This is a genomic window from Thauera sp. ZXT1-4 (assembly GCF_052598215.2).
The window spans coordinates 136,306-162,570 of record NZ_JBQWSN020000005.1 but is presented as its reverse complement, the minus strand read 5'-3'; the positions used below and the strand labels follow the sequence as shown (position 1 = coordinate 162,570).

General features: G+C 67.5%; 26 protein-coding genes. 8 read left to right on the top strand and 18 right to left on the bottom strand.

Annotated features, from left to right (window positions below):
* Positions 1–13 precede the first annotated feature (13 nt).
* The 7 genes from ACUH78_RS06525 to ACUH78_RS06495 all read right to left on the bottom strand — a co-directional run bounded on the left by ACUH78_RS06525 (position 14) and on the right by ACUH78_RS06495 (position 7,822).
* Positions 14–853 (bottom strand): XrtA system polysaccharide deacetylase, encoded by an 840-nt coding sequence (locus ACUH78_RS06525; RefSeq protein ID WP_445332990.1) that lies wholly within the window; start codon positions 851–853, stop codon positions 14–16.
* Position 854: 1 nt separating this feature from the next.
* Positions 855–2,024: a non-hydrolyzing UDP-N-acetylglucosamine 2-epimerase gene (gene wecB / locus ACUH78_RS06520; protein WP_435749611.1), complete on the bottom strand. Its 1,170-nt coding sequence runs from the start codon at positions 2,022–2,024 to the stop codon at positions 855–857.
* Positions 2,021–3,124 carry an XrtA/PEP-CTERM system-associated ATPase gene (locus ACUH78_RS06515; protein ID WP_435749612.1) on the bottom strand — a complete coding sequence of 368 codons (1,104 nt, stop codon included), beginning with the start codon at positions 3,122–3,124 and terminating at the stop codon, positions 2,021–2,023. Before ACUH78_RS06515 ends, wecB begins: the two co-directional genes overlap by 4 nt.
* 11 nt (positions 3,125–3,135) lie before the next feature.
* Positions 3,136–4,656, bottom strand: coding sequence for a TIGR03016 family PEP-CTERM system-associated outer membrane protein (locus tag ACUH78_RS06510; protein WP_445332991.1), 1,521 nt, complete (start codon positions 4,654–4,656; stop codon positions 3,136–3,138).
* Positions 4,640–5,596, bottom strand: a complete 957-nt coding sequence (locus ACUH78_RS06505; protein WP_418363597.1) for an XrtA-associated tyrosine autokinase — start codon at positions 5,594–5,596, stop codon at positions 4,640–4,642. Before ACUH78_RS06505 ends, ACUH78_RS06510 begins: the two co-directional genes overlap by 17 nt.
* Before the next feature lie 13 nt (positions 5,597–5,609).
* On the bottom strand, positions 5,610–7,154 hold the full coding sequence (locus tag ACUH78_RS06500) for an XrtA system polysaccharide chain length determinant (RefSeq protein ID WP_418363598.1): 1,545 nt from the start codon (positions 7,152–7,154) through the stop codon (positions 5,610–5,612).
* Between the two features lie 86 nt (positions 7,155–7,240).
* Entirely contained in the window at positions 7,241–7,822 is a 582-nt protein-coding gene (locus tag ACUH78_RS06495) for an XrtA/PEP-CTERM system exopolysaccharide export protein (protein ID WP_418363780.1), read from the bottom strand.
* 355 nt (positions 7,823–8,177) lie between these two features.
* Between ACUH78_RS06495 and ACUH78_RS06490 the strand changes: the two genes are divergently transcribed.
* Complete coding sequence (locus tag ACUH78_RS06490) at positions 8,178–8,975, top strand: N-acyl amino acid synthase FeeM domain-containing protein (protein ID WP_445332992.1); 798 nt, start codon at positions 8,178–8,180, stop codon at positions 8,973–8,975.
* 55 nt (positions 8,976–9,030) lie between these two features.
* Here the strand turns inward: ACUH78_RS06490 and ACUH78_RS06485 are convergent, their stop codons facing one another.
* Both ACUH78_RS06485 and ACUH78_RS06480 read right to left on the bottom strand, forming a co-directional pair.
* On the bottom strand, positions 9,031–10,413 hold the full coding sequence (locus tag ACUH78_RS06485; protein WP_445332993.1) for a DUF1302 family protein: 1,383 nt from the start codon (positions 10,411–10,413) through the stop codon (positions 9,031–9,033).
* A gap of 3 nt (positions 10,414–10,416) precedes the next feature.
* Positions 10,417–11,175, bottom strand: a complete 759-nt coding sequence (locus tag ACUH78_RS06480) for an ABC transporter ATP-binding protein (RefSeq protein WP_418363601.1) — start codon at positions 11,173–11,175, stop codon at positions 10,417–10,419.
* A gap of 44 nt (positions 11,176–11,219) precedes the next feature.
* Here ACUH78_RS06480 and ACUH78_RS06475 point away from each other — a divergent pair, with 44 nt between their 5' ends.
* On the top strand, positions 11,220–12,011 hold the full coding sequence (locus ACUH78_RS06475; protein ID WP_418363602.1) for an outer membrane lipoprotein-sorting protein: 792 nt from the start codon (positions 11,220–11,222) through the stop codon (positions 12,009–12,011).
* A gap of 69 nt (positions 12,012–12,080) precedes the next feature.
* On the opposite strand, the gene ACUH78_RS06470 is transcribed toward ACUH78_RS06475, so the two are convergent.
* From ACUH78_RS06470 to ACUH78_RS06455, 4 genes are all read right to left on the bottom strand, one after another.
* The gene (locus tag ACUH78_RS06470) at positions 12,081–13,490 is read right to left on the bottom strand and encodes an MBL fold metallo-hydrolase RNA specificity domain-containing protein (RefSeq protein WP_435749617.1); all 1,410 of its coding nucleotides are present in this window, start codon (positions 13,488–13,490) and stop codon (positions 12,081–12,083) included.
* Positions 13,491–13,565: 75 nt separating this feature from the next.
* On the bottom strand, positions 13,566–14,963 hold the full coding sequence (locus ACUH78_RS06465) for a sigma-54-dependent transcriptional regulator (RefSeq protein WP_435749618.1): 1,398 nt from the start codon (positions 14,961–14,963) through the stop codon (positions 13,566–13,568).
* Complete coding sequence (locus ACUH78_RS06460) at positions 14,960–16,516, bottom strand: sensor histidine kinase (RefSeq protein ID WP_418363781.1); 1,557 nt, start codon at positions 16,514–16,516, stop codon at positions 14,960–14,962. Before ACUH78_RS06460 ends, ACUH78_RS06465 begins: the two co-directional genes overlap by 4 nt.
* A 16-nt stretch (positions 16,517–16,532) precedes the next feature.
* Positions 16,533–16,775, bottom strand: a complete 243-nt coding sequence (locus ACUH78_RS06455) for a PP0621 family protein (protein ID WP_418363605.1) — start codon at positions 16,773–16,775, stop codon at positions 16,533–16,535.
* A 129-nt stretch (positions 16,776–16,904) separates the two neighbouring features.
* Between ACUH78_RS06455 and ACUH78_RS06450 the strand changes: the two genes are divergently transcribed.
* From ACUH78_RS06450 to ACUH78_RS06440, 3 genes are all read left to right on the top strand, one after another.
* Positions 16,905–18,062, top strand: a complete 1,158-nt coding sequence (locus tag ACUH78_RS06450; RefSeq protein ID WP_445333031.1) for a pyridoxal phosphate-dependent aminotransferase — start codon at positions 16,905–16,907, stop codon at positions 18,060–18,062.
* A gap of 86 nt (positions 18,063–18,148) precedes the next feature.
* The gene (mtnA, locus tag ACUH78_RS06445; protein ID WP_418363606.1) at positions 18,149–19,219 is read left to right on the top strand and encodes an S-methyl-5-thioribose-1-phosphate isomerase; all 1,071 of its coding nucleotides are present in this window, start codon (positions 18,149–18,151) and stop codon (positions 19,217–19,219) included.
* The gene (locus ACUH78_RS06440; protein WP_418363607.1) at positions 19,216–19,929 is read left to right on the top strand and encodes a class II aldolase/adducin family protein; all 714 of its coding nucleotides are present in this window, start codon (positions 19,216–19,218) and stop codon (positions 19,927–19,929) included. The genes mtnA and ACUH78_RS06440 overlap by 4 nt, the downstream gene beginning before the upstream one ends.
* Before the next feature lie 79 nt (positions 19,930–20,008).
* On the opposite strand, the gene ACUH78_RS06435 is transcribed toward ACUH78_RS06440, so the two are convergent.
* Both ACUH78_RS06435 and ACUH78_RS06430 read right to left on the bottom strand, forming a co-directional pair.
* A complete protein-coding gene (locus tag ACUH78_RS06435) occupies positions 20,009–20,869 on the bottom strand; it encodes an NAD(P)-dependent oxidoreductase (protein ID WP_435749620.1) in 861 nt (286 codons plus the stop codon).
* A gap of 20 nt (positions 20,870–20,889) precedes the next feature.
* On the bottom strand, positions 20,890–21,771 hold the full coding sequence (locus ACUH78_RS06430; RefSeq protein ID WP_435749621.1) for an NAD(P)-dependent oxidoreductase: 882 nt from the start codon (positions 21,769–21,771) through the stop codon (positions 20,890–20,892).
* A 125-nt stretch (positions 21,772–21,896) separates the two neighbouring features.
* On the opposite strand from ACUH78_RS06430, the gene ybiB reads away from it, so the two are divergent.
* Positions 21,897–22,811, top strand: a complete 915-nt coding sequence (gene ybiB, locus ACUH78_RS06425; protein ID WP_435749622.1) for a DNA-binding protein YbiB — start codon at positions 21,897–21,899, stop codon at positions 22,809–22,811.
* A gap of 16 nt (positions 22,812–22,827) precedes the next feature.
* On the opposite strand, the gene ACUH78_RS06420 is transcribed toward ybiB, so the two are convergent.
* Positions 22,828–23,127: a PilZ domain-containing protein gene (locus tag ACUH78_RS06420; RefSeq protein ID WP_418363611.1), complete on the bottom strand. Its 300-nt coding sequence runs from the start codon at positions 23,125–23,127 to the stop codon at positions 22,828–22,830.
* Positions 23,128–23,300: 173 nt separating this feature from the next.
* Here ACUH78_RS06420 and ACUH78_RS06415 point away from each other — a divergent pair, with 173 nt between their 5' ends.
* Positions 23,301–23,669 (top strand): PilZ domain-containing protein, encoded by a 369-nt coding sequence (locus tag ACUH78_RS06415; RefSeq protein WP_418363612.1) that lies wholly within the window; start codon positions 23,301–23,303, stop codon positions 23,667–23,669.
* 19 nt (positions 23,670–23,688) lie between these two features.
* Here ACUH78_RS06415 and ACUH78_RS06410 read toward each other — a convergent pair whose 3' ends face one another.
* Positions 23,689–24,579 (bottom strand): pirin family protein, encoded by an 891-nt coding sequence (locus ACUH78_RS06410; RefSeq protein WP_418363613.1) that lies wholly within the window; start codon positions 24,577–24,579, stop codon positions 23,689–23,691.
* 82 nt (positions 24,580–24,661) lie between these two features.
* The gene (locus tag ACUH78_RS06405; protein WP_418363614.1) at positions 24,662–25,261 is read right to left on the bottom strand and encodes an FMN-dependent NADH-azoreductase; all 600 of its coding nucleotides are present in this window, start codon (positions 25,259–25,261) and stop codon (positions 24,662–24,664) included.
* 95 nt (positions 25,262–25,356) lie between these two features.
* On the opposite strand from ACUH78_RS06405, the gene ACUH78_RS06400 reads away from it, so the two are divergent.
* A complete protein-coding gene (locus ACUH78_RS06400) occupies positions 25,357–26,253 on the top strand; it encodes a LysR family transcriptional regulator (RefSeq protein WP_418363615.1) in 897 nt (298 codons plus the stop codon).
* Positions 26,254–26,265 lie beyond the last annotated feature (12 nt).

Sequence of the window (26,265 nt, the reverse complement as noted above, 5' to 3'; positions counted from 1 at the left end):
GGTTCCAGGCAGGTCAGGCGGCGTTGCAGAACACCTCGTCCGCACGCCCCCAGGCAAAATCCGACAGCAGACGGTCGAGCCGTGCTTCGGTATGTCTGAGATTAATGTAATGCCTGAAGCGGGTCTTGACCGTGGCATCGGTCACGCGGGGTTGCTCGGGGTCGATTTCCCACGGGTGGAAGTAGAAGATCGCAGGGCGCTGGTCGCCTGCGTTGACGCGCGCGATCTGCCAGCGCGAAACGGGGTACGGCAGCAGCCGGAAGAAACCGCCGCCGCCTGCTGGCCAGTTGCGCCCGAGCAGGTTCAGGGTGGTGACGGGCACTTCCAGCAGGCCGTTGTCGAGCCGCCAGGGAAAGCGCGGTGCGTCGGGAATGCCGTAGTGGTCGTGCTTGACCGGGTACACGCTGGAGCTGTAGCGATAGCCGGCTTCGGCGATGCAGTCGTGCGCCCAGAGATTGGATTCGCCGATGGAGAAGCTGGGGGCGCGGTAGCCGGTGACTTCCCTTCCGGTGATGTCCTCGAGGATGGCTTTCGCGAGACGGATGTCGGCGCCGAACTCGTGCGGGCTCAGGTCGCTGGCGCGCTGGTGGGCGTAGCCATGGCTCGCGACCTCGTGCCCGGCATCGGAGATGCGCCGCACCATGGCCGGATAGCGCTCCGCAAGCCAGCCCAGGGTGAAGAAGGTGCCGCGCGCGCCGTGGCCATCCAGCAGCTCCAGGATGCGGTCGACGTTGCGCTCCACCCTGCAGGGCACGCTGTCCCAACCACTGCGCGGAAAGTGCGGGGCGAGGGCGGAGACCTGGAAGTAGTCCTCGACGTCGCAGGTGAAGGCGTTGGTGATGCGTGCGTCCATGTCACACCTGTACGGCAGGCGGGCCGGCCGCCTCATGCGCGGCGAGCCAGTCGTGAAGATGGGCGGCGATGCGCTCTGCACAGCGACCATCCCAGTATTCGGGCGTGCGTCCAGCCTTGCCGCCGTTGACGAGGATCTCGTCGGCGGCGGCGATGATGGCTTCGCCGCGCACCCCCACCAGGGTGTTGGTGCCCTGCTCCACGGTGATCGGGCGCTCGGTGTTCTCGCGGATCGTGATGCAGGGTACGCCGAGCGCGGTGGTTTCCTCCTGGATGCCGCCCGAGTCGGTGAGCACCATGCGCGCGCCCGACATGAGGCCGAGCATTTCCAGATAACCCTGTGGCGGCAGCACGAGGAAGCCCGGTGCGGCGAGCCGGTCGAGCATGCCGAAGCGTTCCAGGTTGTTGCGCGTGCGCGGATGCAGTGCGAACACCAGCGGCAGGCGCTGGCTGACGTGGTGCAGCGCGTCGATGACCGGGCCGAGGGTCTCGGCGGCGTCGACGTTGGACGGGCGATGCAGCGTGACCACGCCATAGCCGCCCGCGATGCGCTGCGGGTCGAGCCCGGACTGGGCGAGCAGCACATCGGCAGGCACGGCCTTGGGCAGGCTGGCGCGCAGACTGTCGATCATGACGTTACCGACGAAGACCGCGCTCTCTGCGGGGATGCCTTCACGCGCAAGGTTGTCGTGGGCGGAGCGCTCGGTGGTGTAGAGCACATCGGAAATCTGGTCGGTGAGGATGCGGTTGATCTCTTCGGGCATGCGGCGGTCGTTGCTGCGCAGGCCGGACTCCACGTGTACCACCGGAATGTGACGCTTGCAGGCGACCAGCGCGCAGGCGAGCGTGGAGTTTACGTCCCCCACCACCAGTACCGCACGCGCGCCGTGCGCATCGAGGACGGGCTCGAAGCGCTTCATGACCTCGGCGGTCTGCACCGCGTGCGACCCCGAGCCCACGGCGAGGTTGACATCGGGTTCGGGCAGTTCGAGATCGGCGAACAGCCGGTCCTTCATCGCCGGATCGTAATGCTGGCCGGTGTGCACCAGCAGCGTGCGGATCGGCGGGTTGTGCGCTGCGAAGGCGCGGATGATGGGCGCGACCTTCATGTAGTTGGGGCGCGCACCAACTACACAGATGACCGGCGCCTGCATGGTGACGGTGGAGCTCATCGCGATTCTTCCTGGCTGGGGTCGTCGCGGCGCACGGCCTGGACGAGTTGATTGAGCAGCATCACCGCTGCAGACACCGACTGCTCCAGGCTCGCCAGGCGCGCCTCGATGCGCTGCAGGTCGTAGCTGCCAGCGAGCGCTGCGGTCTGCTCGGCCAGCTCGGGCGAGGCATGCAGCCGGTCCAGCGCGAGGTTGCCCAGCGTTTCCGGCATTGCCACGCGCTCGGTCGCGCTGGCGCGCGGCTGGGCGCGCATGGCTGCGCTGTGCACCGGGCGCGCCCGCGCCGACGCGAACTCCTCCTTGAGCTCGTCGATCACCTCGCGCACGTGCGCTTCGGTGATGGCATGGCTTTCGCCCAGATACGCGGAAAGCAGCAGCCGGTCGCACAGGGTGTTGATGTTGCGCGGGATGCCGCCGGTGTAGCCGTAGATGGCGGTGAAGGCGCCGGGTTCGAAGCGGGGATCGTCGGCCCAGCCGACATGCTTGAGGCGGTGCTCGATGTAGCCACGGGTTTCCTGCGCGTCGAGCGGGCCGAGGTGGTAGGAGGCGATCACGCGCTGGCGCAGCTGCTGCATCTCGACGCGTTGCATCATGTCGCGGAACTCCGGCTGTCCGACCAGGAAGCTTTGCAGCAGGGCATGGTCTTCGAGCTGGAAGTTGGACAGCATGCGCAACTCCTCCACCGCCGCCGCGGAGAGATTCTGCGCCTCGTCCACGATCAGCAGCGCGCGCTTGCCCGCGGCAGTGACCGACACGAGGTAGGTTTCGATGGCGAGCAGCAGCCCGGCCTTGTCCAGGTTGCGGCTGGGCACGCCGAAGGCCGCAGCCACCATGCGCAGCACGTCGGCGGCGTCGATCTGGGTACTGACGATGTTGGCCGCGACCACCCGCTCGGGGTCGAGGTGCTCGAGCAGGCTGCGCACGATCGTGGTCTTGCCCGCACCGATCTCGCCGGTGATGACGATGAAGCCCTCGCTCTGGTGCAGGCCGTATTCGAGATAGGCCATGGCCCGCCGGTGCCCGCGACTGCCATAGAAGAAGGCCGGATCGGGGTTGAGCTGGAAGGGTTTGCCGCGGAGCTTGAAGAAGGATTCGTACATCGATGCGTGACTCAGAACCGCATGCCGAAGGTGGCGGTGACTGCGTTCTCGGTGTAGGCGTCGCGCCCCTCGGACTTGATGTGCGAGTAGGTGACGCCGCCATTGGCCTGGGCGCCAAGGCGTCGGGTGAGGCCCAGGGTGTAGGACGAGCGCGTGGTGGTGTCGTCGGTCACGCCTTCGCCTTCCGAGCGCGAACGCAGGTAGCCCGCCGAGAGCGTCGCCAGCCCGGACAACTGGTGGTTGAAGGACAGGGACGCCGAGCGCGTGCGGATCTTGTCGTAGTCGGCCAGATCATCGTTGAGGACGAAGCCGGACAGCGTGCTCAGGCGCTGGCGCTCGCTTTGCTGAAGCGAGATCGAGACGGTGTTGCGCACACCGCTGATCGAATACCCCGCCCCGAACGCCCGCTCCAGGAAGTAGGCATTGGAGCGGATGCCCTGCCCGCCGCGCGCGCGATACTCGTCCAGCGCGATCCGCTCGCGCTCGAGGTCGCTGAGCGTGGGGTCGATGGCGCCGAGGATCTGGTAGATGGCCTGGAACAGGGGGTCGATGGCGTAGCCGCCGGCGAGATCCTGCAGCGAGGAGGAGATGTCGCGCCGCGCGGTGAGCGTGAGCGCCGAGCGTGCCATGCGATGTTGCAGGCTGACGTCGTACCCCGTGCCGAAGATACGGTCCTCGCCGGTAACGGAGATCGCCGTGCGCTCGTTGGGGTACCAGTCGAAGCCGGCCCCCCAGATGGCGCCACGCTCGCCACTGACCGTGGCGTAGTCGTTGGACTCGTACCCGCCGATGGCGCGCACGCGGAACTGCGGGTCGATGTTCACGAACAGGGTGGCCCGACCGACCTCCTGCTCGACGTCACGGTTGGAGCCTTCATCGTAGCGGGTGTCGGTCCGCACGTACTCCAGCCCCCAACCGAAGAGCCGAAGCGCGACCGGATCTGTGACGCTCGCTTGCCAGGTGCCGCTGCGCTGATCGCCCAGGGTACTGTCACCGCCCGTGAGCCAGCGCTGCTGATAGCCGATCCGGCCCTCCCCGCTGGCGCCGAAGCGGAAGGCGAAGCGCGGCGCGATCGAAAACAGGCGGGTCTCGTTGTTCTCGTCGGTGTCGAGCGTGTCGCCACCGAAGCGGCCGCTGAAGGCGGAACGGTTATCGCGGCTGATGGAGGCAGCAAGGTCGACGAAAAAGGCGTCCTCGATGGCTTCGAACGTGCCGCGCCCCTGCAGCGCGAGGTAGGTGGTGTTGTCCTCCGTGCGTTCCGCATGCGCGAGGTTGCGCAGACGCATGTCGAGACCACCACTGAAGCGGCCGGATTCGCGACTGATGGACAGACCGGGTGAGATCTCGGCGATCCAGTCCTTCTGTTTGTTGGTCGCGCTCGTATCGACGTTGTCGGTCCAGGTCAGCCGGTTGTCGAGCGATGGCTGGATCCGCACCGTCTGCGCCTGCGCGTGCCCCGCCATGCCAAGCGCCAGCAGGGCGGCGCCGAGCAGGGAAAGGCACAGCGTACGAGGTTCAGGCTGCGTTTTCACGGGCCGTTTCGCCATAGCCATATCCGTATCCATATCCGTAGTACGAGCCGTGGCTCTGCCTGCGTGCCTTGTTGAGCATCATGAGCTTGATCGGGCAGCTCTCGATGGTCGCCAGGGCCTGCTTGATGGACGCGTGCGTGGTGCGCTCGGCTTCGACGACGACGACCACCTGCCCCATGTGGGTGGCGAGCACGCGCGACTCGGTCGTGACCAGAAGCGGGGGCGAGTCGAAAATGATGATGCGGTCGGAGTAGCGGGTCGCCATCTGCTTGAGCAGGCGGTTCATGTTCTCGGAAGCGAGCAGTTCGGTCGCGCGCGCATGCGGCATGCCCGCCGGCAGGATGGAGAGCTTCTCGATGTTCGTGCGCAACAGCACATCGCCGAGATCGGTGGCGTCACCCGCGAGCACGTCCATCAGGCCGCGCTCCGGCGGCAGGCCAAGCTGGCGGAACACCGAGGGCCGCGAAACATCGGCATCGACCAGCAGCACGGTGTAGTCGAGCTCCATGGCCATGCTGACCGCCAGGTTGATCGCGCTGAAGGTCTTGCCCTCACCCGGCATGGCGCTGGTGATCATGATCAGGTTGGCGTTCTCGATGCGCGCTTCGCTGGTGTCGGTGGCGTTGCGCAGCAGCGGCCGCTTGATGACGCGGTACTCCTCTGCAATGGCCGAGCGCGGGCGGTCGGGCGTGACCATGCCCTTGGCTTCGAGCATCGCGAGATCGATGTACACGCCGCGCGAGGCATGCGCAGGCTGGGCGGCCGCCGCAGCTTGCGACGGAGCCTCCGACACGGGCGCGGGCTCCGGCACGGGAGCGGCCTTTGCCGCCGCCGGCTCTGCGGCCCGGGCGACCGCCTGCTGCAGCGCTTCGTCGGAGGGCTCGGCAGAGGCCTGCTTGAGTTGGTCAAGCCGCTGTGCGGCTCTTTCGATAAGACTCATCGTGTTGTTCCGTTCAACCCTGAATCAGCCGCAAGGCGACGACTGCGGCGGCAAACGCCCCCGTGTACGCAACCAGCCCCAAACCGAACGCAAACAGGCCGCGCCGCCGCGCCGAAATGCGCTCGGGGGTGGGCAGCATGGACACCATGCCCAGCACCGGCAGGCCGGTGACCTCGCGCAGCATGCGCGGGTCGCTGAATGCGGGACGAAGCTGGCTGATCAGGAAAGTAAGCGCGAAACCCGCGGCCAGGCCTGCCAGACCGGCAAGCGGGATGAGCAGGATGCGGTTGGGCGCGGAGGGCGCGGTGGGCAGCGTGGGCGGGTCGATGACGCGGAAGTCGGCCACCCCGGTCTGGGTGTTCATCTCGACGGCGATGTTGGCGGATTCACGGCGCTCCACGAGGGCATCGTAGTTGCTCTTGTGGACCGCGTAGTCGCGGTTGAGCTGGGCAAGTTCGGCCTCCACCTCGGGCACCATCCGCGCCCGCTCGCCGAGTTGAGAGAGCCGGCTCTGGAACTCCGAGACGCGCGCCCGCAGCGCGGCAACGCGCGACTCGGCCTGGGCGAACGCGAGCTTCATCTGCTGATAGACCGGGTTCGAGTCGAGCGCACCGAACTGGCTGCCACCACCTGCCTGCATGGCCTCGACCTGCTTGAGCTTCTGCGCGTCGAGATCTTCGATGAGGCGGCGGGTGCCGAGCACGTCGGGGTGCTGGTCGGTGTAGCGCAGCAGAAGCTCGTCCAGATTGCGCTTGAGGGTGTCGATGCGGCCGTCGATCTCGGGGATGGACACCGCGGACGCCGAGGGTGTCTGCGGCAGCAGCACCGGCTCCTCACCGACGAGCTGGCGCTGCAGGGAGTCGCGGGCATTCTCGGCTTCGCGCAGTTCGAGCTGAGCCGCCTGAAGTTGCGCATTGAGGGCACCAATCTGCGAGACGTAATCTGCCGCGCCATCGCCCAGCACCCCCATGTTGCGCAGACGGAACTCCTTGACGCGGTTCTCCGCCTCGGTGAGCTTCTGCTCGTAGCTGCGGATCTGCTCCTCGATGAAGCGGCGGGCGGCGTCCGCGTCCTGGCGCTTGCTGCCCAGGCCGGACTCGACGAACAGCGACAGCAGCGACTGCACCACACGCTGCGCCTGGTCGGGGCGCGTGTCGGCATAGGACAGGGTGAAGAGGTTGGTGCGGTCGGCCGAGCCGATGCGGAGATCCTTGGACAGGCGGGTGATCAGCGCCTCGCGCTCTTCGGTCGAGTGGATGCCGAGGTCGAGGTCGGCCATGGTGATGAGCTTCTCGACGTTGGGGCGGCTGATCAGAGTGCGGCTCAGCATGGCGATCTGCTGGTCGACATTGGGCTGCACCGCCAGCCCGGCCATCAGCGGGCGAAGCACCGACTGCGTGTCTACGAACACCCGAGCACTCGACTCGTACTTGTCCGGCATCTTGTAGATGACGACCCCGGCAACGATGCCGACGATCCACGCCAGCGCCAGGCCCCACCAGCGGTAACGCCACATGCCGCGCAGGTAGCCGGTGATCTGCGATACGAGTTCTTCCATGAATCGACTTCACGTGGTTCGCGCCGAACCCCGCCGCGGTCGCAGCGTGGGTCCTGCACGGGGGTTGAGTCGGAAGCGGGACTGGATCAGAACCAGCTCTGCGGGATGATCAGGACGTCGCCCGGACGCATCTCGACGTTGGCCGAGACATCGCCGCGCTTGATCAGATCCTTGATGCGCACGCTGTACTGCTTGTTACCCTCACCGGTGCGCAGGATGCTCGCGCTGTTTCCGTCCGCGAACTGGGTGAGCCCGCCGACCGCGATCATGACGTCGAGCAGCGTCATCTTCTGCGTGTAGGGGAGGATGCGCGGCTGCGCGGCCTCGCCGACGACGCGGATCTGCTCGCTGTAGGGGCCGGAGAATCCGGTGGCGATGACGGTGACCACCGGCTCGCGGATGAACTTGGAGAGTTCCTTTTCGATGTCGCGCGCCAGCGTGGTGGTGTCCTTGCCCTGCGCGACGAGGTCTTCGACCAGTGGGGTGGTGATCTTGCCGTCGGGGCGCACCGGCACCGACATCGACAGCTCTGGGTTGCGCCATACGACGATGTTGAGCGTATCGCCCGAACCTACGACGTAGTTGTATTCCTCGTCCGCTGCAGCGGACGGCGCCGGCGGGAAGGACGAGGCGCACCCGGCGAGCGCACCCGCCGCCCCGACGAGCATCACGACACGAACAATCCTCGACCACATGCCTCGAGCGCTGATGACCATGACAACACCCCTTCAGAGTTCCATGAATTGGGAATGATACGACGATCGATTCAATTATTCGACGCTGAGCGTACCCGATGACAGCGCCCTGCGCACGCCAGGACGCGGGAAAACGCGTTTCAACGATTCAGCGTACCGGCGCAGGCGCATGCAGATCCAGGAACAATCGCACACAATCGCTTACACTAGGTGCAGGCGCTGCGCTAGCTTGAGGAATGTTTGTTGCAAGACAATGGATGGCAAGCGCGCAGCCCGATCGTGGACACACCCGAAGCTGCCGCACCGCAAACCACACCGGGCACAATCGATGCACACCAACCTCGGCACGGCACACGCCCAGTGTGCCCCCATGGCGGCCGATCTGCTGCACGCCGCAGGCGCGTCACCCGACAAGCGAAATGGACCGCACAGGCCCATCGCGAAGGACTTCACCTGGACGGCACTGCCCCTGCATGCCTTCAGCTTCGAGCGCAAGGGCTACATCATCCGCATCGCGAACGGGAATGACCCGCTGAAGCGCGAGACGGCAAGACTGATCGAGCGCATGTACTCGGCGCGCGGACTCTTCCCCTACGGCACCACGGTCGAACTCGACCGGCGCGACCTGACCATCGTGGCATTGAAGGATCAACGCGCGGTTGCGACCCTGACCGTGCGCCTGGACCACGGCAGCGGATTGCTTGCCGATACTTTATACCGCAAGGAGATCGATGCGGTCCGGGCGAAAGGCGGGCGAGTGTGCGAAATTACACAACTCGCGATCGATCCCGAGCTCGGCTCGCAGGACGCACTCGCCGGATTGCTGCAGGCGCTGTATGCGCTTGCCAGGCTGACCGAGCGCATGAGCGACGTGTTCATCGAGGTCCACCCACGTCATGCACCCTTCTACCAGCGCATTTTCGGCTACCGCCTCGCGGGACCGCGCCTGATCTGCCCGCGCGTGGGCGCGGCAGCCGTGCTGCTGCATCTGTCGCAGAACGAGTTCGAGGACGCCGTGGCCCGCCGCGAACAGACGGAGGATCGCCGCAGCCGTCGCGCAGCGCGGCTGCTGCCGACGAGCAACGACGTGCAGCAACTGCTCCAGGATCTGCAGTCCGCCGGCTGAATACCCGCGCCTGCCCCTCCCCGCGTTGGCGCCGGGACGCTGGCCGGCTCGACGCTCAGAACCAGTGACGCAGTTCGACGTAGGCGCGGTCGCTGCGGTCGTAGCTGCCAAACAGCCCCGCATCGTCACCGCCGAACACATCCAGGCCCGTCACCATGCGCCAGGCCGGCGCGAACTTCCAGGTGAGCTTGGGGCGCAGCATGTAGTCGCTGCGGTTGAGGCTGGTGACCGCGAGCATCTCGACTTCCACGTCGCTGCCAAAGCTGCGCACGGCCTGGAAGGTCAGCCCTGTTTCGCTACGGTCACTCGCCATCGCGGGGTGGTGGTTGTCGAGCCAACGCCCGTAGTACTGTGCGTTGAAGCGCCAGTCGCCCGCTGGCACATCCACACCAAGGGCATAGTCAACCATGTCGGTAGGGGCTAGCCCGACGGCAACCCCACCGGGCACGGCTGCGGGCGTGAAGGTATTGAGGCTGCGGCCGCGAGTATGGACCGCCTCGCCCTTGAGCACAAAGCGCCCCAGATCCTTGCTGAAGGTGCCGCCCACCTGATGCAGCCGGTCGTGGCGCATCGACGCCAGCCCGGGCTGGAGCGCTTCGACGGTGGGCGAGATATCGTGGCTGCGGTAATAGAAGGCGGACAGATCCCAGCCGTCGACCAGGTGCGAGACGCGCAGGCCCCAGTTGCCATCGCCAAGGTCGTCGTTGTCAGGCTTGCGCTCATCGACGGCCGTACCCGCCGGAATCCAGGGAAAGGCGTAGAAGTCACCGCCGGGCTTGCCGATCTCGTCATAGGACGGCTTGGGCACCCAGAGCATCTCGAAGTGCGTGTCGCCGCCGAAGTACTCTGCACGCACCGCCCATTGCGCGATGCGCATGCTCTCGAACTCGGGCAGCAGGAAGTCGCGCAGGTCGCGCGCCGACACCACGTCGGCAAAGAAGAAGCCGACCATCTCCCCCCAGATGATCTGCTGGCGCCCGAAGCGGAACTCCCAGTCGCCGTGGCCGACGTCCACGTACGCCTCGCGCAGCAGGAAATCGCGGCGCTGGTCACGGCGTACCGCGGCCGGGTAGCGCCCGTCCTCCAGGTCGAAAGCGCCATCGGCCTCGGCGCGCGCAGTGAGCTTCCAGCGCACGCGCGGGGCAAGCTCGCCACTGCCGGTCACCTCGGCACGCGCGCGCAGATGCGACCAGTGATCGGGCGCGGGCAGCGTAAAGGCCGCACTCAGGTCTGCATAGCCGCTCCAGCGAAGGCCGGAGCCTCCCGGCTCGGATGGCGAGCCGACGTCGAGCAAGGCGTCAAGCTCGGCGTCGAGCTCTGCATCCAGCGCCGGCTCCACTCCGGCCTCCTCGGCGGCCATTGCGGGCATACCTGAGGCGAGGGCTGCGAGGGTCAGGGCGGCAAGCGTACGCCGCGCGTGCTGTGTGAATCCGGGCATTGCTCATTCTTCCTGGGCTTGAGGTGGTTCCTGTACACGCTGGCTGCCGTTCGGGACGAAGGTCCAGTGCTGGGCGTTCTTCATGCCGAGCGCGGTGATCCTGCCGTCGCCGATGCGTACCAGGCGGTCGGCCATGCTCATGACCTTGCGGTCGTGGGTGGAAAAAACGAAGGTGGTGCCGGCGCTGCGATTGATGTCGCGCATCAGCTTGAGGATCTCGGTTCCGGTCTTGCTGTCGAGGTTGGCCGTTGGCTCGTCGGCGAGCACGATCTTCGAGTGCGTGGCCAGTGCGCGGGCGATCGCAACGCGCTGGCGCTGGCCACCGGAGAGCTGGTTGGGGCGATGGTGGGCGTATTTTTCCAGACCGACCACGTCGAGATAGCGGCGCACGCGCTCGGCACGCTCCTTCTTCGAGAGCTCGGGAAACTGCAACAGCGGGTACTCGACGTTCTCCTCGGCCGAGAGCACCGGGAGCAGGTTGAAGGTCTGGAAGATGAAGCCGATGGTCCTGGCGCGCAGGTCCGCGAGTTGGTCGGGCGTGCGGTCGGACACGTCGTGACCGTCGATGACGACGCGCCCCTCATCGGCGGTATCGATACAGCCTATGATGTTGAGCAGAGTGGACTTGCCGCTGCCGGAGGGGCCCGCGATGGCGAGAAACACCCCCTCTTCGATCGACAGCGAGACGTCGTCCAGCGCCAGCACGAGCTGCTCGCCAAGGAGGAAACGCTTGCTGACGTGTTCGATCTGGACGATTGCCATCGCAAGGACCGAGAATGAATGCAAACGCTAAGAGGATAGCACTCATGACGCAAAGCTTACGATTCCGCCGCAGATTCCTCGCCACCCTGGCAGCCGGCCTGTGTGTGCCCGGCGCGCTGATGGCTGCCGACGACGCCGCACCGGCCGCACCGGCGAACGATGACGAGGCCGCCGGGCTCGTGCAACGCGCGGACGCGATCCGTTTTCCGCGCGAGAGCTTCCAGACCGAGATCGTGGTACGCAATCTCAGCGACGGCGTCGAGAAGGACGCGCGCACCTTCCGCGTGCTGTCGCGTGGCAACGAGAACACCATCGTGCTGACGCTGGAGCCCGCCAGCGAGCGCGGCCAGGCACTGCTGATGCGCGGGCGCGACCTGTGGGTGTTCATGCCCAGCGTCTCGCAGCCGGTGCGCCTGTCACTCGCGCAGCGCCTGACCGGGCAGGTGGCCAATGGCGACCTGGCGCGCGCGAACTTCGCCGGCGACTACCGACCGAGCCTCTCCGGGCGCGAGGCGCTGGAGGGCACGGATGCGCTGGTGCTGGATCTGGCGGCGGTGGACCGCTCGGTGACCTATGCGCGCGTGAAGTACTGGATCGCCGCAGCCGACAGCCGGCCGCTGAAAGCGGAGTTCTACGCGCTCTCGGGCCGCTTGCTGAAGACCGCGCGCTACGAGGACTTCCGCGAGATGGCCGGCCAGGTTCGCCCCACCCGGCTGGTGATGGAAGACGCACTCAAGCCGGGCGAGGTGTCGGTGCTGACCTACGAGAACATGAACGTGCGCGATCTGCCCGAACGCATGTTCACCCGCGAGTACCTGCGCCGCCTGCAGCAGTGACGCAACGTCCGCAGCCGCAAGCGCCGCGCGGCAGAAAGGGGGTGACGCGGCAAGCCCCCGAAGCGCTGCTCACAACACCACCCTGACCTTGCCGCCAGTGGCCGCGACGAGATGCCGCGCCAGCGCGGCACGCACGTCGTCCTCGCCATGCACCAGCCGCACCTCGTCCGGCAGGTGGCGCATGCGGGTGACGAAACGGGTCAGATCGTCGCGGTCGGCGTGGGCGGAATAGCCTGACAAGGTGTGGATGCGGGCGCGGATGTCGATGCGCTCACCGTCGAGGTCCACGTAACCTCCGCGCGGGCCGTAGGTCTGAATCGCGTGACCGGGCGTACCGCGCGCCTGATAGCCGACAAAAAGCACATCGTGGCGCGGATCGCCCAACATGGCCCTGAGGTAGTTGACCACCCTGCCCCCGGCGCACATGCCGCTTGCCGCGATGACGATGGCCGGCGCGCGATTGCGCGCCAGGCGCTGAACGTTGGCAAGGTGGGCGTCATGCGTGTCGATGGCGACGAGTTGATCGAAGCCCAGCGGCTGACGGCCCGATCGCACGCGGGCACGCGCCTCGGCGTCCCAGAAGGGCTGCAACTCGCGGTACAGCGCGGTGAAGCGCTGCGCGAGCGGCGAATCGAGAAAGATCCGCAGCGCGCCCCACTTTTCTGCGTGCCGGCCGGGGCGCTGGCGCTCGCGGTGCAGGATGTCCTCGAACTCGTACAGCAGTTCCTGCGTGCGGCCGATGCTGAAGGCCGGGATGATGACCGTGCCGCCATCCTCCAGCGCATGCTCCACCACGGTCTGCAGGCGCTTGCGCCGGTTGCGGCGATCCTCGTGGCTGCGGTCGCCGTAGGTGGACTCGAGCACGAGTACGTCGGCCTGCCAGGGCGGGCGCGGCGCCGTCAGCAGCGGCGCATGCGGCGCCCCCAGATCGCCGGAGAAGACGATACGGCGCTTGTCCGGCCAGGCAGCGCCCGATAGCTCGCACTCGACATAGGCCGAACCAAGGATGTGCCCCGCACGCTTGAGCCGGATGCGGCAGGTGGCCCCCGCACTGCGGTACAGCGTCTGCCACTTGCCGTAGGGCAGCGGCCGGAGGCGCGGCTCGACCAGGCCGAGATAGCGCTCGACAAGCCGGGCGTCTCGACTCACGCCAACCTGAAAGGCGTCTGCCAGTACCGTGGGCAACAGCCGCGCGGAGGGCTCGCTGCAGAAGATCGGTCCCTTGAAGCCCGCCGCAAGCAGCCAGGGAAGGCGGCCACAGTGGTCGATGTGCACATGCGTGAGCACGAGCGCCCCGATCCCCTGCACCGGAAAGTCAATCTCGAGCCGGTCGGCACCCGCCTTGCCGTCGGGCGCGGTTTCGGTGCCCTGAAACAGGCCGCAGTCGATGAGCAGGCTGTTTTCGCCCTCGATGAAGAGCTGGTGGCACGAGCCGGTAACGCCGTTGCGGGCGCCGTGGTGAAGGATGACCGGGTTCATGACGAAATTCTATTCAAACCCCTTTCGCCAGGCCAGACAAAAATGCAATCAACATTGTAAAAACAGGTCCGCGCGCTACTCCATCCCCCACTTCTGCAGGCGGTAGCGCAGCTGGCGCAGGGTCATGCCGAGGTTGCGCGCGGCCGCGGAGCGGTTCCAGCGCGTCTGCTCGAGGGCACGAATGATGCGCAGGCGTTCAGCCTCATCGACGGAGGCCGCCTGCGGATCATCGAACTCCGGCGGTTCGTCATGGTACGCAGGCATCCCGAACCCGGAGTCGGTGAGCCAGGCCGAGCTCGTCTGGTCGGGATGGAGCTCGATGTCGGCGGCGCCGATCTCGTCGCGGTCGCACAGCGCGCAGGCGCGTTCGAGGAGGTTCTCCAGCTCGCGTACGTTGCCGGGGAAGGCGTAGCCTTGCAGCGCCTGCAGGGCGTCGGAGGCGAGCCGCCGCGGCGTGCCGCCCTCGCGCGCCGCGAGGCGTTCGAGGATGTGCATGGCGAGCTCGGCGATGTCTTCACGACGCTCGCGCAGGGGCGGTACGCGCAGGGTGATCACGTTGATGCGGAAGAAGAGGTCCTGACGGAAGCGTCCCTCGGCGACCAGCCGCCCCAGGTCCTGGTGCGAGGCGGAGAGGATGCGCACATCCACCGCCTCCTCGGCGTGGGCGCCGACGGGTCGCACTGCGCGCTCCTGGATGGCCCGCAGCAGCTTGACCTGCATGGCCAGCGGCAATTCACCGATCTCGTCCAGGAACAGCGTGCCGCCATTGGCGGCCTGAAAGAGCCCCTCCTTGTCCGCGGCGGCGCCGGTGAAGCTGCCCTTGCGGTGGCCGAAGAATTCGCTTTCCATCAGTTCGGGCGAGATGGCACCGCAGTTCACCGGGACGAAGGGCCGGGTGGCCCGCGCGCCGAGGCTGTGGATGTAGCGCGCGATGACCTCCTTGCCGGTACCCGATTCGCCGTGGATGAACACCGGCGCCTGGTTGCGCGCGAGCTTCTCGGCCTGGGCGCGCAGTTGCAGGAAGGCCGGCGAGTGGCCGATCAGCGCCCGTCCTCCCGCCGGCGGCGTGGCGGGCTCGTCGGCCTGACGCAGGGCGTTGTGGACGAGTTCGCGCAAGGCCTTGAGCTCGACCGGCTTGGTGACGAAATCGAAGGCACCGAGCTTGAGCGCACGGATGGCGGTCTCGATGCTACCGAATGCGGTGATGACGGCAACGGGCAGGCCGGGCTGTGCGCTCTGGATGTGCTCGACGAGCTCGAGACCGTCGCCATCGGGCAGGCGCATGTCGGTGAGGCACAGCCGATAGCGGCGGTCAGCGAGGCACTCGCGCGCCTCGCTGACCGAGCCGGCAGTGTCGCAGGCCAGGCCCATGCGCATGAGCGAGAGCTCGAGCAGTTCGCGAATGTCGTCCTCGTCGTCCACGACGAGCACATCGACGGATTGCGGACGGGAGCGGCGGTCGGCGATTGTCATGGTGTCTGGTGCGCCCGGAGCGTGAAGTCGGCCCCCGGACCGGCGGTCGACAGCTCGAGCTCCGCGTCGTTGGCCTCTGCGAGCTCGCGGGCGATGTAGAGCCCCAGGCCGGTCCCCTTGGGGTGGGTGGTGAAGAAAGGTTCGAACAGGTGCGTGCGGGTATCTTCGTCGAAGCCGGGGCCATCGTCCCGCACGTGCAGCGCCACACGATCGCCCGGCTCCGCCTCCGCATGCAGTTGCACAGCGCCCGGCGTCCGCGAACAGTAGCGTGCAGCATTGGCGAGCAGATTGTCGAGGATCTGGTGCAGGTGCGCGCGGTCGATGGCGAGCGTCAGCGCCGGGTCGATATCCACCGCGTACAGCCCCTCCTCGTTCGCATCGCGGAACACCCGCGCCTCGATCACCTCACGCACGAAATCGGCCAGAGGCAGCGCCTCGGGCATGGCCTGCTCGCGCCGGCCGAGCGCCAGCACGTCGCGGATCATGCGTTCGATGCGCTGCGCGTTGTCGTTGATGATGCGCGCAAGGCGGGCCTGCATTTCGGCGCGCTTCTCGTCGCGCAGCAGTTCGGCCGCCTGAGTGACGGCCGAGAGCGGGTTGCGGATCTCGTGCGCCATGCTCGCAGTGAGCCGGCCGAGTGCTGCCAGCTTGATCTGCTGCAGCCGGCGCTGTATGTCCTCGAAGTCGGTAAGGTAGAGCAGCGTATCGCCTTGCGCGGCGCTTCCGGCATCACCCGGCACCGCGCGACAGCGCAGCAGGCGGCCCGCCGGCCCGACCCGGATCAGTCGTCCCTCCTCGCTGACCGGTGCCTGCAGCATGGGCGCGAAGGCGGCATCCAGATCGGGGAGCGCCAGACCCTCCAGGCCCTCGCAGCGCATGTGCGCCATACCCAGCATGTTCGCCGCCTGCGGATTGGCATGCAGGATTCGCCCGCGGGCATCGACCACGATCACGCCATCCTGCATGTCGCGGATGATGTGTTCACTGACCGCCTGCTGCTTGGCGAGCGCCAGCCCGCGCTCGGCAGCCAGCGTGGCATTGGTGCTGGCGCGCAGCGCAAGCAGGCGGGCGACGAGCGCGATGGCGAAGAAGCCCGCGCAGAAGATCCCGACCTGGAGCGAATCGACCGGCTGCAGGCCGCCGACATAGCGCCAGGTGTTCTCGATCAGCACGGCGATGGTGGCGATCGCCGCAGCGAACAGCACCATGCGCCCCTGCACGATCAGGCCCGCGCCCGCGAGCATGACCATCATCAGCGCCGGCATGCCGCTGCGGTAGCCGCCACTGACCCACATGATCAGCGCCAGGGCCAGCATGTCGATCACCACCTGCAGCGCCACCGTGCGATCGAAGCCGAGCCTGCGCTGCGCATCCGGAAAGCCCAGCGCAAGCACGGCCAGGAGGTAACCGGAGGCGGTGAGGTAGTAGATGCGCGGGCTCTCGGCGCCAAGCCCGAGTTCGCGTCCAGCGACCAGGAAAAGGCCGGCCAGGATCAGGCGAAAGAGGTTCAGATAACGCAGCGACAGACGCCGCCCGCGATCCGCCTCCGGCATCACCGCACGACGGGCTTCATTCTGTGCGGCGGCCGGCACGGCGGTGTGCCTCGCTGCAGAAGAAATCGTCCTCGCCCCGCACGCCCTCGGATTCGGGCACGATCAGCCCGCAATGCGCGCACTCGCGCATGCGCTCGGCTGCGACGGGCTTGCCGCCTGTCTTGCGCCGGATCGTCTGCTGGTCCTTGAAGCGGCGCAGCGCACCACGCGCCCACCAGATGCCGATGAAGACCAGAGCGATGATGAGCAGATTGCGCACGATAGGAGAGGCGGGAACGGTGGCGCCAGCGGCAGTCGGAAACTGGCGGATTCTAGCATGCAGCGCCCCGGCTCCCCGTCATCCGCCGGGTTTGCGACAATGCGCCCTCCCACCTCGACCACTGCCGCCATGCCGAGCTTCCCCGCCCCCATCGAATCCCGCCTGCCGAACGTGGGCACGACCATCTTTACGGTGATGTCGCGCCTCGCCCAGGAATGCGGTGCGATCAACCTCTCGCAGGGTTTCCCCGACTTCAACGCCGAAGACCTGCTGTTCGAGCGCGTTGCTCACTGGATGCGCGCAGGACACAACCAGTACGCGCCCATGGCGGGCTGCCTGCCGCTGCGCGAGGCGATCGCCGCCAAGGTCGAGGCGCTGTACGGCGCGCGCTACGACGTCGAGCATGAGATCACCGTGACCGCTGGCGCCACGCAGGCGCTGTTCACCGCGGTGACCGCCTGCGTGCGCCCGGGAGACGAGGTGATCGTGTTCGAACCGGTGTACGACGCCTACGTACCGGCGATCGAGCTGGCCGGGGGGCGGGTGGTGCGCTTGCGCCTGGCCGCGCCCGATTACCGACCCGACTGGGCTGCGGTGGCGGCAGCGATCACGCCGCGCACACGCATGATCATGATCAACACCCCGCACAACCCCACTGCCACGGTGTGGTCGCGGGACGACCTCGATCAGCTCGCCGCGCTCACCCGCAACACCGGCATCGTGGTGGTCGCGGACGAGGTGTATGAGCACATCGTTTTCGACGGCGCCACACACGCGAGCTGCGCCGCGCATGAAGAACTCGCGGCGCGCAGCTTCGTGGTATCGAGCTTCGGGAAGACCTATCACATCACCGGCTGGAAGGTGGGCTACCTGCTTGCGCCGCGCGAACTGATGGCGGAATTCCGCAAGGTGCATCAGTTCAACGTGTTCACGGTGAACACGCCGGTGCAACTCGCGCTCACCGACTACATGGCCGACGCCTCACGCCACCTCGGCCTCGCCGGCTTCTACCAGGCCAAGCGTGATTTCTTCCGCGCAGCGCTCGCCGGCTCACGCTTCGAACTGCTCCCCTCGCGGGGCACCTACTTCCAACTCGCCCGCTACGAGACAATCTCGGACATGGGGGACGCGACCTTCTGCGAGCATCTGACGCGCAATGTGGGCGTGGCAGCGATTCCGGTATCCGCCTTCTTCGCGGACGGCCGCGACGAGCGCGTGATCCGCTTCTGCTTCGCCAAGAACGAGCGCACGCTCGCCGCAGCCTGCGAGCGGCTGTGCAAGGTTTGAACGCTTGAAGTTCGCGGGTGCGCCTGCTGCCGCAGGAGCCCGCGAATGGAGCGCCTGAACGACCGCCACCTTTTAGAGACGAACCGATGTTCACGCAACCCCTCCCCACCCTGCAGCGCGACGGCGACACCGTCCGCATCCTCGACCAGACCGTGCTGCCCTTCCGCACCGAAACCGTGGTGCTGCGCACGCTGAACGACGCCGCCCACGCCATCCGCAGCATGCAGGTACGCGGCGCACCGCTGATCGGCGCCACCGCCGCCTACGGCGTGTCGCTCGCGCTGATGGAGGGCGGCAGCAACGATGAGGCGCTGACTCACGCTCTCGCGGTACTCGGCGCGACCCGCCCCACCGCGGTGAACCTGCACTGGGCGCTGGACCGCATGAACGCCAGGCTCTCCACCCTGCCCGCAGCCGCACGCCTGCAAGCCGCTTGGGACGAAGCCGAGGCCATCCGCGCCGACGACGCCAAGACCTGTGATGCAATTGGCCAACACGGCCTGGCGCTGATGCGCGACATCGCCGCCCGCCGCGCCGGACCGGTGCGGCTGATGACCCACTGCAACGCAGGCTGGCTCGCCACCTGCGGCGCCGGCACCGCACTTGCGCCGATCTACGCTGCGCAGGCCGCGGGCATCCCGGTGGAGGTCTTCGTCAGCGAAACCCGCCCGCGCAACCAGGGCCTGCTCACCGAGTGGGAGCTGCGCGCCGCCGGTGTCCCCCACACCCTGATCGCCGACAACGCGGCGGGCCTGCTGCTGATGCGGGGCGCGGTCGACCTGGTCATCACCGGCGCCGACCGCATCGCCGCCAACGGCGACGCCGCGAACAAGGTCGGCACCTACCTCAAGGCGCTCGCCGCGCAGGCGGCCGGCGTGCCCTTTTACATCGCCGCGCCGCACTCCACCCTGGACTTCGCATGCCCGCACGGCGCCGCCATCCCGATCGAGGACCGCGGCGCCGACGAGGTCTGCCTCATGCGCGGTACCGATGCCGAAGGTCGCATCACCGACGTGCGCCTGGCGCCAGCCCAGACACTTGCTGCGAACCCGGCCTTCGACGTCACGCCGGCGGCGCTGATCCGCGGCATCATCACCGAACGCGGCATCGCACCCGCAAGTGAGCTGGTGCGGCTTTATCCGGAGCAAAAGGCATGAGCGACACCCCGGGCATCTGCATCCACGAAGAAGGCGGCTGGCAACCCGACGACCCGCTGCGCGCGGAGCTGCTGGCAACCCTGCGCGCGATGGGCGAGGCGCGCCTGAACGTCGGCACCTCGGGCAACGCCAGCGTGCGACTGGGGTCTGCGGCATGCAGCCCGGCAGGCGCGCCGCGCATGCTGATCACCCCCAGCGGCAGGCCTGCCGAGCGCAGCCAGCCGCAGGACATGGTGGTGGTCGAGGCCGACGGCAGCTACGCTGGCCCGCTCGCCCCGTCGTCGGAATGGAAGCTGCACCACGATATCTACGCCGCCCACCCCGCAGCCGGTGCGGTGCTGCACGCGCACGCGCCCTTCGCAACCGCGCTCGCCTGCCAGCGCCGCGAGATCCCGCCCTTCCACTACATGATCGCGCGCTTCGGCGGCAGCACCGTGCGCTGCGCCGACTATGCCACCTTCGGCACCCAGGCGCTGTCGGACGCCACCGCCGCCGCACTGCAGGACCGCAACGCCTGCCTGCTCGCCAACCACGGCATGGTCGTCTACGGCCGCGACCTCGTCCACGCGCTGGCGCTGGCGATCGAGTTCGAGACCCTGTGCGAACAGTACTGGCGCAGCCTGCAGCTCGGCCCGCCGGTGCTGCTGTCCGAGACGGAGATGGCCGAAGTGCTCGAACGTTTCAAGTGGTACGGCAAGCCGCGCAGCTAAGACATCGGCAAAGCAGCGCGGGGAAACCTGCAGAAATCGGGCACGCACCCACCGCGGGGCAGGCTTTCCCGCGAGCGGCCTAACGCTCCAGCACCCGCAGCAGGCTCGAAGTGTCGTCGTTCCCCCACCCTGCATGCATCAGCGCGTTGAGCTGCTGCCAGGCCTGGCCAGCCACCGGCAAGGGCACGCCAAGGCGGGCGGCTTCGTCCATCAGGATGGCGAAATCCTTGTGGTGCAGGCGCGCGGCCACGCCAGCGGAGAAGTCGCGCGCGACCATCTTCGCACCCATGGTCTCCAGCACGCGTGAAGCCGCCGAACCGCCCAGCAGCGCCTGGCGCACGGCGGCCAGATCCACGCCGTGCGCTGCGGCAAGGTGCATGGCCTCGGCACAGGCCTGGAGGATGGACACGAGGATCATCTGGTTGCAGGCCTTCGCGACCTGGCCGGCGCCGGGCGGGCCGATATGGACGATGCGCTGGCCGAGCACTTCGAGCAGCGGACGCACGCGGTCAAGCGTCTCCTCGTCCGTACCGGCCATGATCGCCAGCGTCGCATCGCGCGCACCCTGCCCGCCGCCGGATACCGGCGCATCGACCCAGCCGACGCCGCGCTCGGCGTAGCGTGCGGCGAGCGAACGTGCCGTAGCCGGGGCAATGGTGCTCATGTCCACATGGATGCTGCCTGGCGCGAAGCCCTCGGCCAGCCCGCCCGAACCGAAGGCGAGCGCTTCGACGTCGGCGCTGGCGGTGACCACGGTAATGACCACCTCGCTGCGTGCTGCGAGCTCGGCCGGCGTGGCCCTCAACTGCATGCCCTCGGCGACGAGCGCCGCGGCAGACTCCGGGCGACGTGCCCAGATCGCCACCGCGTGGCCAGCTGCGTGCAGGTGGCGCACCATCGGTTCGCCCATCACGCCCAGGCCGATGAATCCGATCTTCATAGGCTTTCCTCCTACCCCGGTCATTCGCCGACACATCCGCTCATGCGCTCGAGGAGCTTGAGCATGGCGACCGAATCATCCTCGCCCAGGCCGCTGCCGGCCATGGCATTGAAGAGCTGCGCGGTGGCCGCGGCGGCCGGCAACGCCAGCCCCAGGCGGTGGGCTTCGTCCAGGACGATGCGCATGTCCTTCTGGTGCATCCAGGCCTTGAAGCCGGGGGTGAAGTTACGCGCAAGCATGCGCCGACCGTGGTTCTCGAGGACACGCGACCAGGCCAGGCCGCCGAGCAGCGCCTCGCGCACGGCGGCGCCATCGACACCGCTCTTGTGCGCGAACACGAGGCCTTCAGCCACCGCAGCCACACCGACGCCGGTGAGGATCTGGTTGCAGGCCTTGGCGACCTGACCGGCGCCGGCTTCACCGATGCGGGTGATCGACCCGCCCATGGCCTCGAACAGCGGCCGCACCTGCGCGCAGGCGGCCTCGTCGCCGCCGACCATGATGGTGAGCGTGCCCGCAATCGCCCCGGGTTCGCCGCCCGACACGGGTGCATCGAGTGCGATCACCCCGCGCACAGCCAGGCGCGCGGCGATGGACTGTGCGGCTGCAGGGGCGATGGTGCTCATGTCGATATGGATGTGCCCCTTGCCCGCCCCCTCCGCCACACCGTCGGGGCCGAGCGTGACCTGCTCGACGTCCGGCGCGTCGGCCACCATGCTGATCGTGATCGGGGCACGGCGCGCCACTTCGGCAGCGCTGGCGCAGTCGCCTGCGCCGGCGTCGAGCAGCGGCTGCACGGACGCCCGCCGCCGGCTCCAGACCTGCACGCGATGACCGGCCTGGATAAGGTTGAGGGCCATGGGCCGGCCCATGAGACCGAGTCCGATGAATCCGACATCCATTGGGTGATGATCCTCCAGCGTTGAGCCAAGCCTGGCCATTCCCGACGGGCCCGCGAGCACCGCGCAGCGACGGCCATGCACCGCCCGACTGGTCGCCACGCAGGAAGCCCGCCATAATCTGCGCCATGAACTACGGCGCAATCATCAAGGAAATCGGTCGAGGCGCCAAGGGCGCTCGCGATCTCGACACGGCCGCCGCTGCGGCGCTTTTCGGCGACATCCTGGACGGCAAGGTGCCCGAACTGGAGTTGGGTGCGATCCTGCTCGCCTTCCGCATCAAGAGCGAGACGCTGCCCGAGCTGCTGGGCTTCAAGCAGGCCATGGACGCGCGCACAGCACAGGTGGAAGTACCCGCCGGGCCGCGCTGCGTGGTGCTGCCAACCTACAACGGCGCGCGCCGGCAGGCGAACCTGATGCCGCTGGTGGCGATGCTGCTGGCGCGCGAGGGCGTGCCAGTACTGATCCAGGGACGCCACGATTTCGAGACGCGGGTGAGTCCGTTCGAGCTGCTCGAAGCACTTGAGCTGCAGCCCGCAGCCGACGCGGCGCAGGCCTCGGCACAGCTCGCGCAGCGGCGCATCGCGTGCATCGGTGTGGACAAGCTGCTCCCGGGGCTCGACCCGCTGCTCGCCCTGCGCACGCGTATGGGCGTGCGCGCCAGCGGCCATACCATGGCCAAGCTCATCGATCCCTGCCGCGGGCGCAGCGTGCGCGTGGTGGCGGTTACGCACCCCGAATATCTGGAACGCATGGACGCTTTCCTGCGCATTGACGGTGGGCGCGCGATGCTGATGCGCGGGACCGAGGGCGAGATCTACGCGAATCCGCGGCGCTGCCCGGAGATGAAGGTCTATGTGGAGGGTGAGGCTTCGATCGGCGTCGCCGGCGAAGATGGCGGAGCCCCGCCGCTCACCGGCCTGCCGGATGCTCCATCCGTGCCCGAGAATGCGGCCCTGGTGCGGGCGATGCTGGCTGGCGAGGTGCCCGTACCCGGACCGATCCGGTCGCAGGTCGAAGCCTTGAAGACGCTCGCAGGCTGACCCCGCGCCACCGGCGCTACGACAGCACTTGCACAATCGCTCCGCCCAACTCGTACAGCCCGTTGCCGAGCGCATGACAGCGCTTGACCTCGAGTTCCGCGACGAGTGGTGTCGCACCGGTTGGCGAATCCACGGTGACGCGCAGGGTTTCCTGCGCCCGCGGCACGTAGGCGGTGTGCAGCGTCATCCCGCCGACGCTCAGCTCGACACACACGCCGGACACGGCAACGCCGTTGGGGGGATGGATGGTCGCGCGGCAACCGAGCGGTATCCGGCGATCCAGCCTGCGATCGCTTCTGGCCGAGTGATCGTGCATGCGACCCGCTTCCTCGAGATGGACAAGCGGTCATTGTATCGCCCACACCCGGCAGCCCTACCGTGAAGGATTCACGCCTTTGCCCCAGAGCCTGTTGCGCACCTCCGGGCAAGCGCCCAGAATCCTGAAGAGGCCTGCGGGGCCGCCCTGAACTCGATCAAAAGGTCACTGCGATGCACTCCCCGGAAAAGCGGCACTTCTCACGCATTCACTTCAGCCACGGCGCGACCCTGACGTTCGAGGGCGGCGAGCTGCCCTGCGAGGTCGTCGACCTGTCGCTCAAGGGAGCGCATATCCGGCTCCCTGCGGGCAGCCCACCGCTGGCGTCCGGGCTTGCGTGCGCACTCGAGTTGCGCCTTGACGATGGCGAATCCAGGCTGCGCATGGAAGCCACGGTCGCACATTGCCGCGGACGGGATGCCGGGCTCACCTGCACGATGATCGACCTCGACAGCATCACCCGCCTGCGCAGGCTGATCGAGCTCAACCTCGGCGACGACGCCCTGCTGCACCGCGAGCTCCACGAACTGGCTTCCCTGTAGCCCCACGCAGCGCGCAGGCTCAGGCTGCGAGACGGCCTGCTCGGTAGTCGGCGATCGCCTGGTAGATCTCCTGCTCGGTGTTCATCACGAAGGGGCCGTACTGGGCAATGGGCTCGCCGAGCGGGCGCCCGGAGATGAGGAGCGCACGCGCGTCGCCTGCGGCCTCAAGGCACACCCCGTCGCTGGCGTCTTCATTGGCGAGGATGGCCATGTTGCCTGCCCGCACCGATTCTTCGCCGACCTTCAATGCCCCGCGGTAGACATATAGAAATGCATTGTGCGCTGCGGGAATAGGCTGCATGAAGCGGCTACCGGCCGGCAGGTTCAGGTCGAGGTAGAGCGGCGCCGTCACGGCGCGGGTCACCGCACCCGTGACGCCATGGCTCTCTCCAGCGATTACGGTCGCCTCGACGCCCGCCTCGGTGGTGAAGCGAGGCAGCTCGCCCGCAGCGAAGTCGCGATACCATGGCACGCTCATCTTGTCCCGGGCAGGCAGGTTGAGCCAGAGCTGGAAACCCTCCATCACACCCTCCTGCTGCTGTGGGATCTCCGAATGGATCACCCCGCGCCCGGCCGTCATCCATTGCACGCCACCGTTCTCGAGCAGGCCTTCGTGCCCTGCACTGTCACGATGCTTCATGCGGCCAGCAATCATGTAGGTGACGGTCTCGAAACCACGGTGCGGATGGTCGGGAAAACCGGCGATGTAGTCGTCGGCGTTGTCGCTCCCAAACGCATCGAGCATGAGGAAGGGGTCGAGCCGGCGCTGCAGGGACTGGCTGAGCACCCGGGTCAGCTTGACGCCGGCGCCGTCCGAGGTCGGGCGGCCCGTTACCAGGCGCTCCACGCTGCGCGAACGCGCCACGCTTGCGCAGGGAATGCGCGCGGAGGAAAGGGTCGGGGTACTCATCTGCGTTCTCCTTGGGGTCGGGGGTGCGGGGCGGGTGGGCCCGCCCTCGTATCCTGCAGCCGCGGCAAGCCGGTCAAGACGCTCAGGCGAGCGCGGCGTCGATGTCCGCCTCGGCCTCCGCGAAACCTTGCCGTGCTGCCTCGTCGCCCATGTTCAGGCCCTCGGCATAGACAAAGCGAAGCTCACTCAGACCGACGAAGCCAAGCACCGTCTGCAGGTACGGGGTCTGCGTGTCCGTGGGCGTGCCACGATAGCGGCCACCGCGCGCGCACGCGGCGATCACCTTCTTGCCCTTGAGCAGGCCCTCCGGGCCGTTCTCGGTATAGCGGAAGGTGACGCCGACGCGGGCGATGGCATCGATCCAGCTCTTGAGTTGGGTCGAGATGGCGAAGTTGTACATCGGCACCCCGATTACGATCACGTCCGCGCCCTGAACCTCGGCGATGAGGGCATCACTTTCAGCCACACGCGCCGCCTGTTCCGGCGTGCGCTGCTCGGCCGGCGTAAAGAGCGCACCCAGCGCAGCCTCGTCGACCACCGGAGCAGGCTTGCGCGCGAGATCGCGTACAACGAGCTCGGCAGCGGGGTTCTTCGCAGTCAGACGCGAAACGATCTCGTCGGCGAGGCGGGTGGAATTGGCGCCGGCGGTGCGGGCGCTGCCGTTGATTTGCAGGATCTTCATGTTGGGGTCCTCGTCATTTTGAACTGGATGTTGCACACTGTATTACGAACTTGAAAGTGAATTAACCCATCAAAATAGACTTCATTGTTCGGATAATGGAACAAATAGACCCGAATGATCTGCTGATCTTTGCCCGTGTCGTCGACGAAGGCAGCTTCACGGCGGCCGCCGAACGACTCGGGCTACCGAAATCGACCGTTTCGCGCAGACTGTCGCAACTGGAAGAGCGGCTGGGCGAACGTCTGTTGCTGCGCACGACCCGCCGGCTCAGCATCACCGAGTTTGGCACTGCCCTGCTCGAACACGCGCGGCAGGTCGATGCCGAGGTGGAGGCCGTGGGCAACCTGGCCGAGAGCCGGCAGGCACGACCCAGCGGTCGCTTGCGGGTATCGATGCCCAACGATTTCGCCAATCTCCTGCTGACGGACATGCTGGCCGCATTCTCAGCCCTGCACCCTGCAGTCACGCTTGAGCTCGACCTGTCACCGCGCCGGGTGGACCTGCTCGGCGAAGGCTTCGATGTCGCCATACGCCTGGGGACCTTGCCCGACGACGCGCTGCTGGCCGCCCGCAGACTGGCCGTGTTCCCGTGGGGGCTGTATGCCTCGCCCACCTATGTCGCCGAGCATGGCGAGCCGAACGCACCGGAGGACCTGCAGCATCACCGCGCACTGCGCCTGCTCGGGCGCACTGGGGAACCCATCGGCTGGACCTTGCTGCGGGGGAGCGAGCGATGGGAGGGCACGCCCCCCGGCTCGATCACCGCCAATGCGCCCGAGTTGCTGATCCGCTTCGCGCGCGCAGGCGCCGGCATCGCGGCAGTGCCTGATTATTTCGCGACCCCGTACTTGCGCCGCGGCGAACTGCAGCGCGTGATGCCGGACTGGCGCCTGCCCTCGATCACTGCATGGGCCGTGTTCCCCGGACGCAGGCTGATGCCCGCCAAGACCCGCGCATTTCTGGACATGCTGCAGGCGGCCCTCGGCGACTGAGCTCCGTTTGCC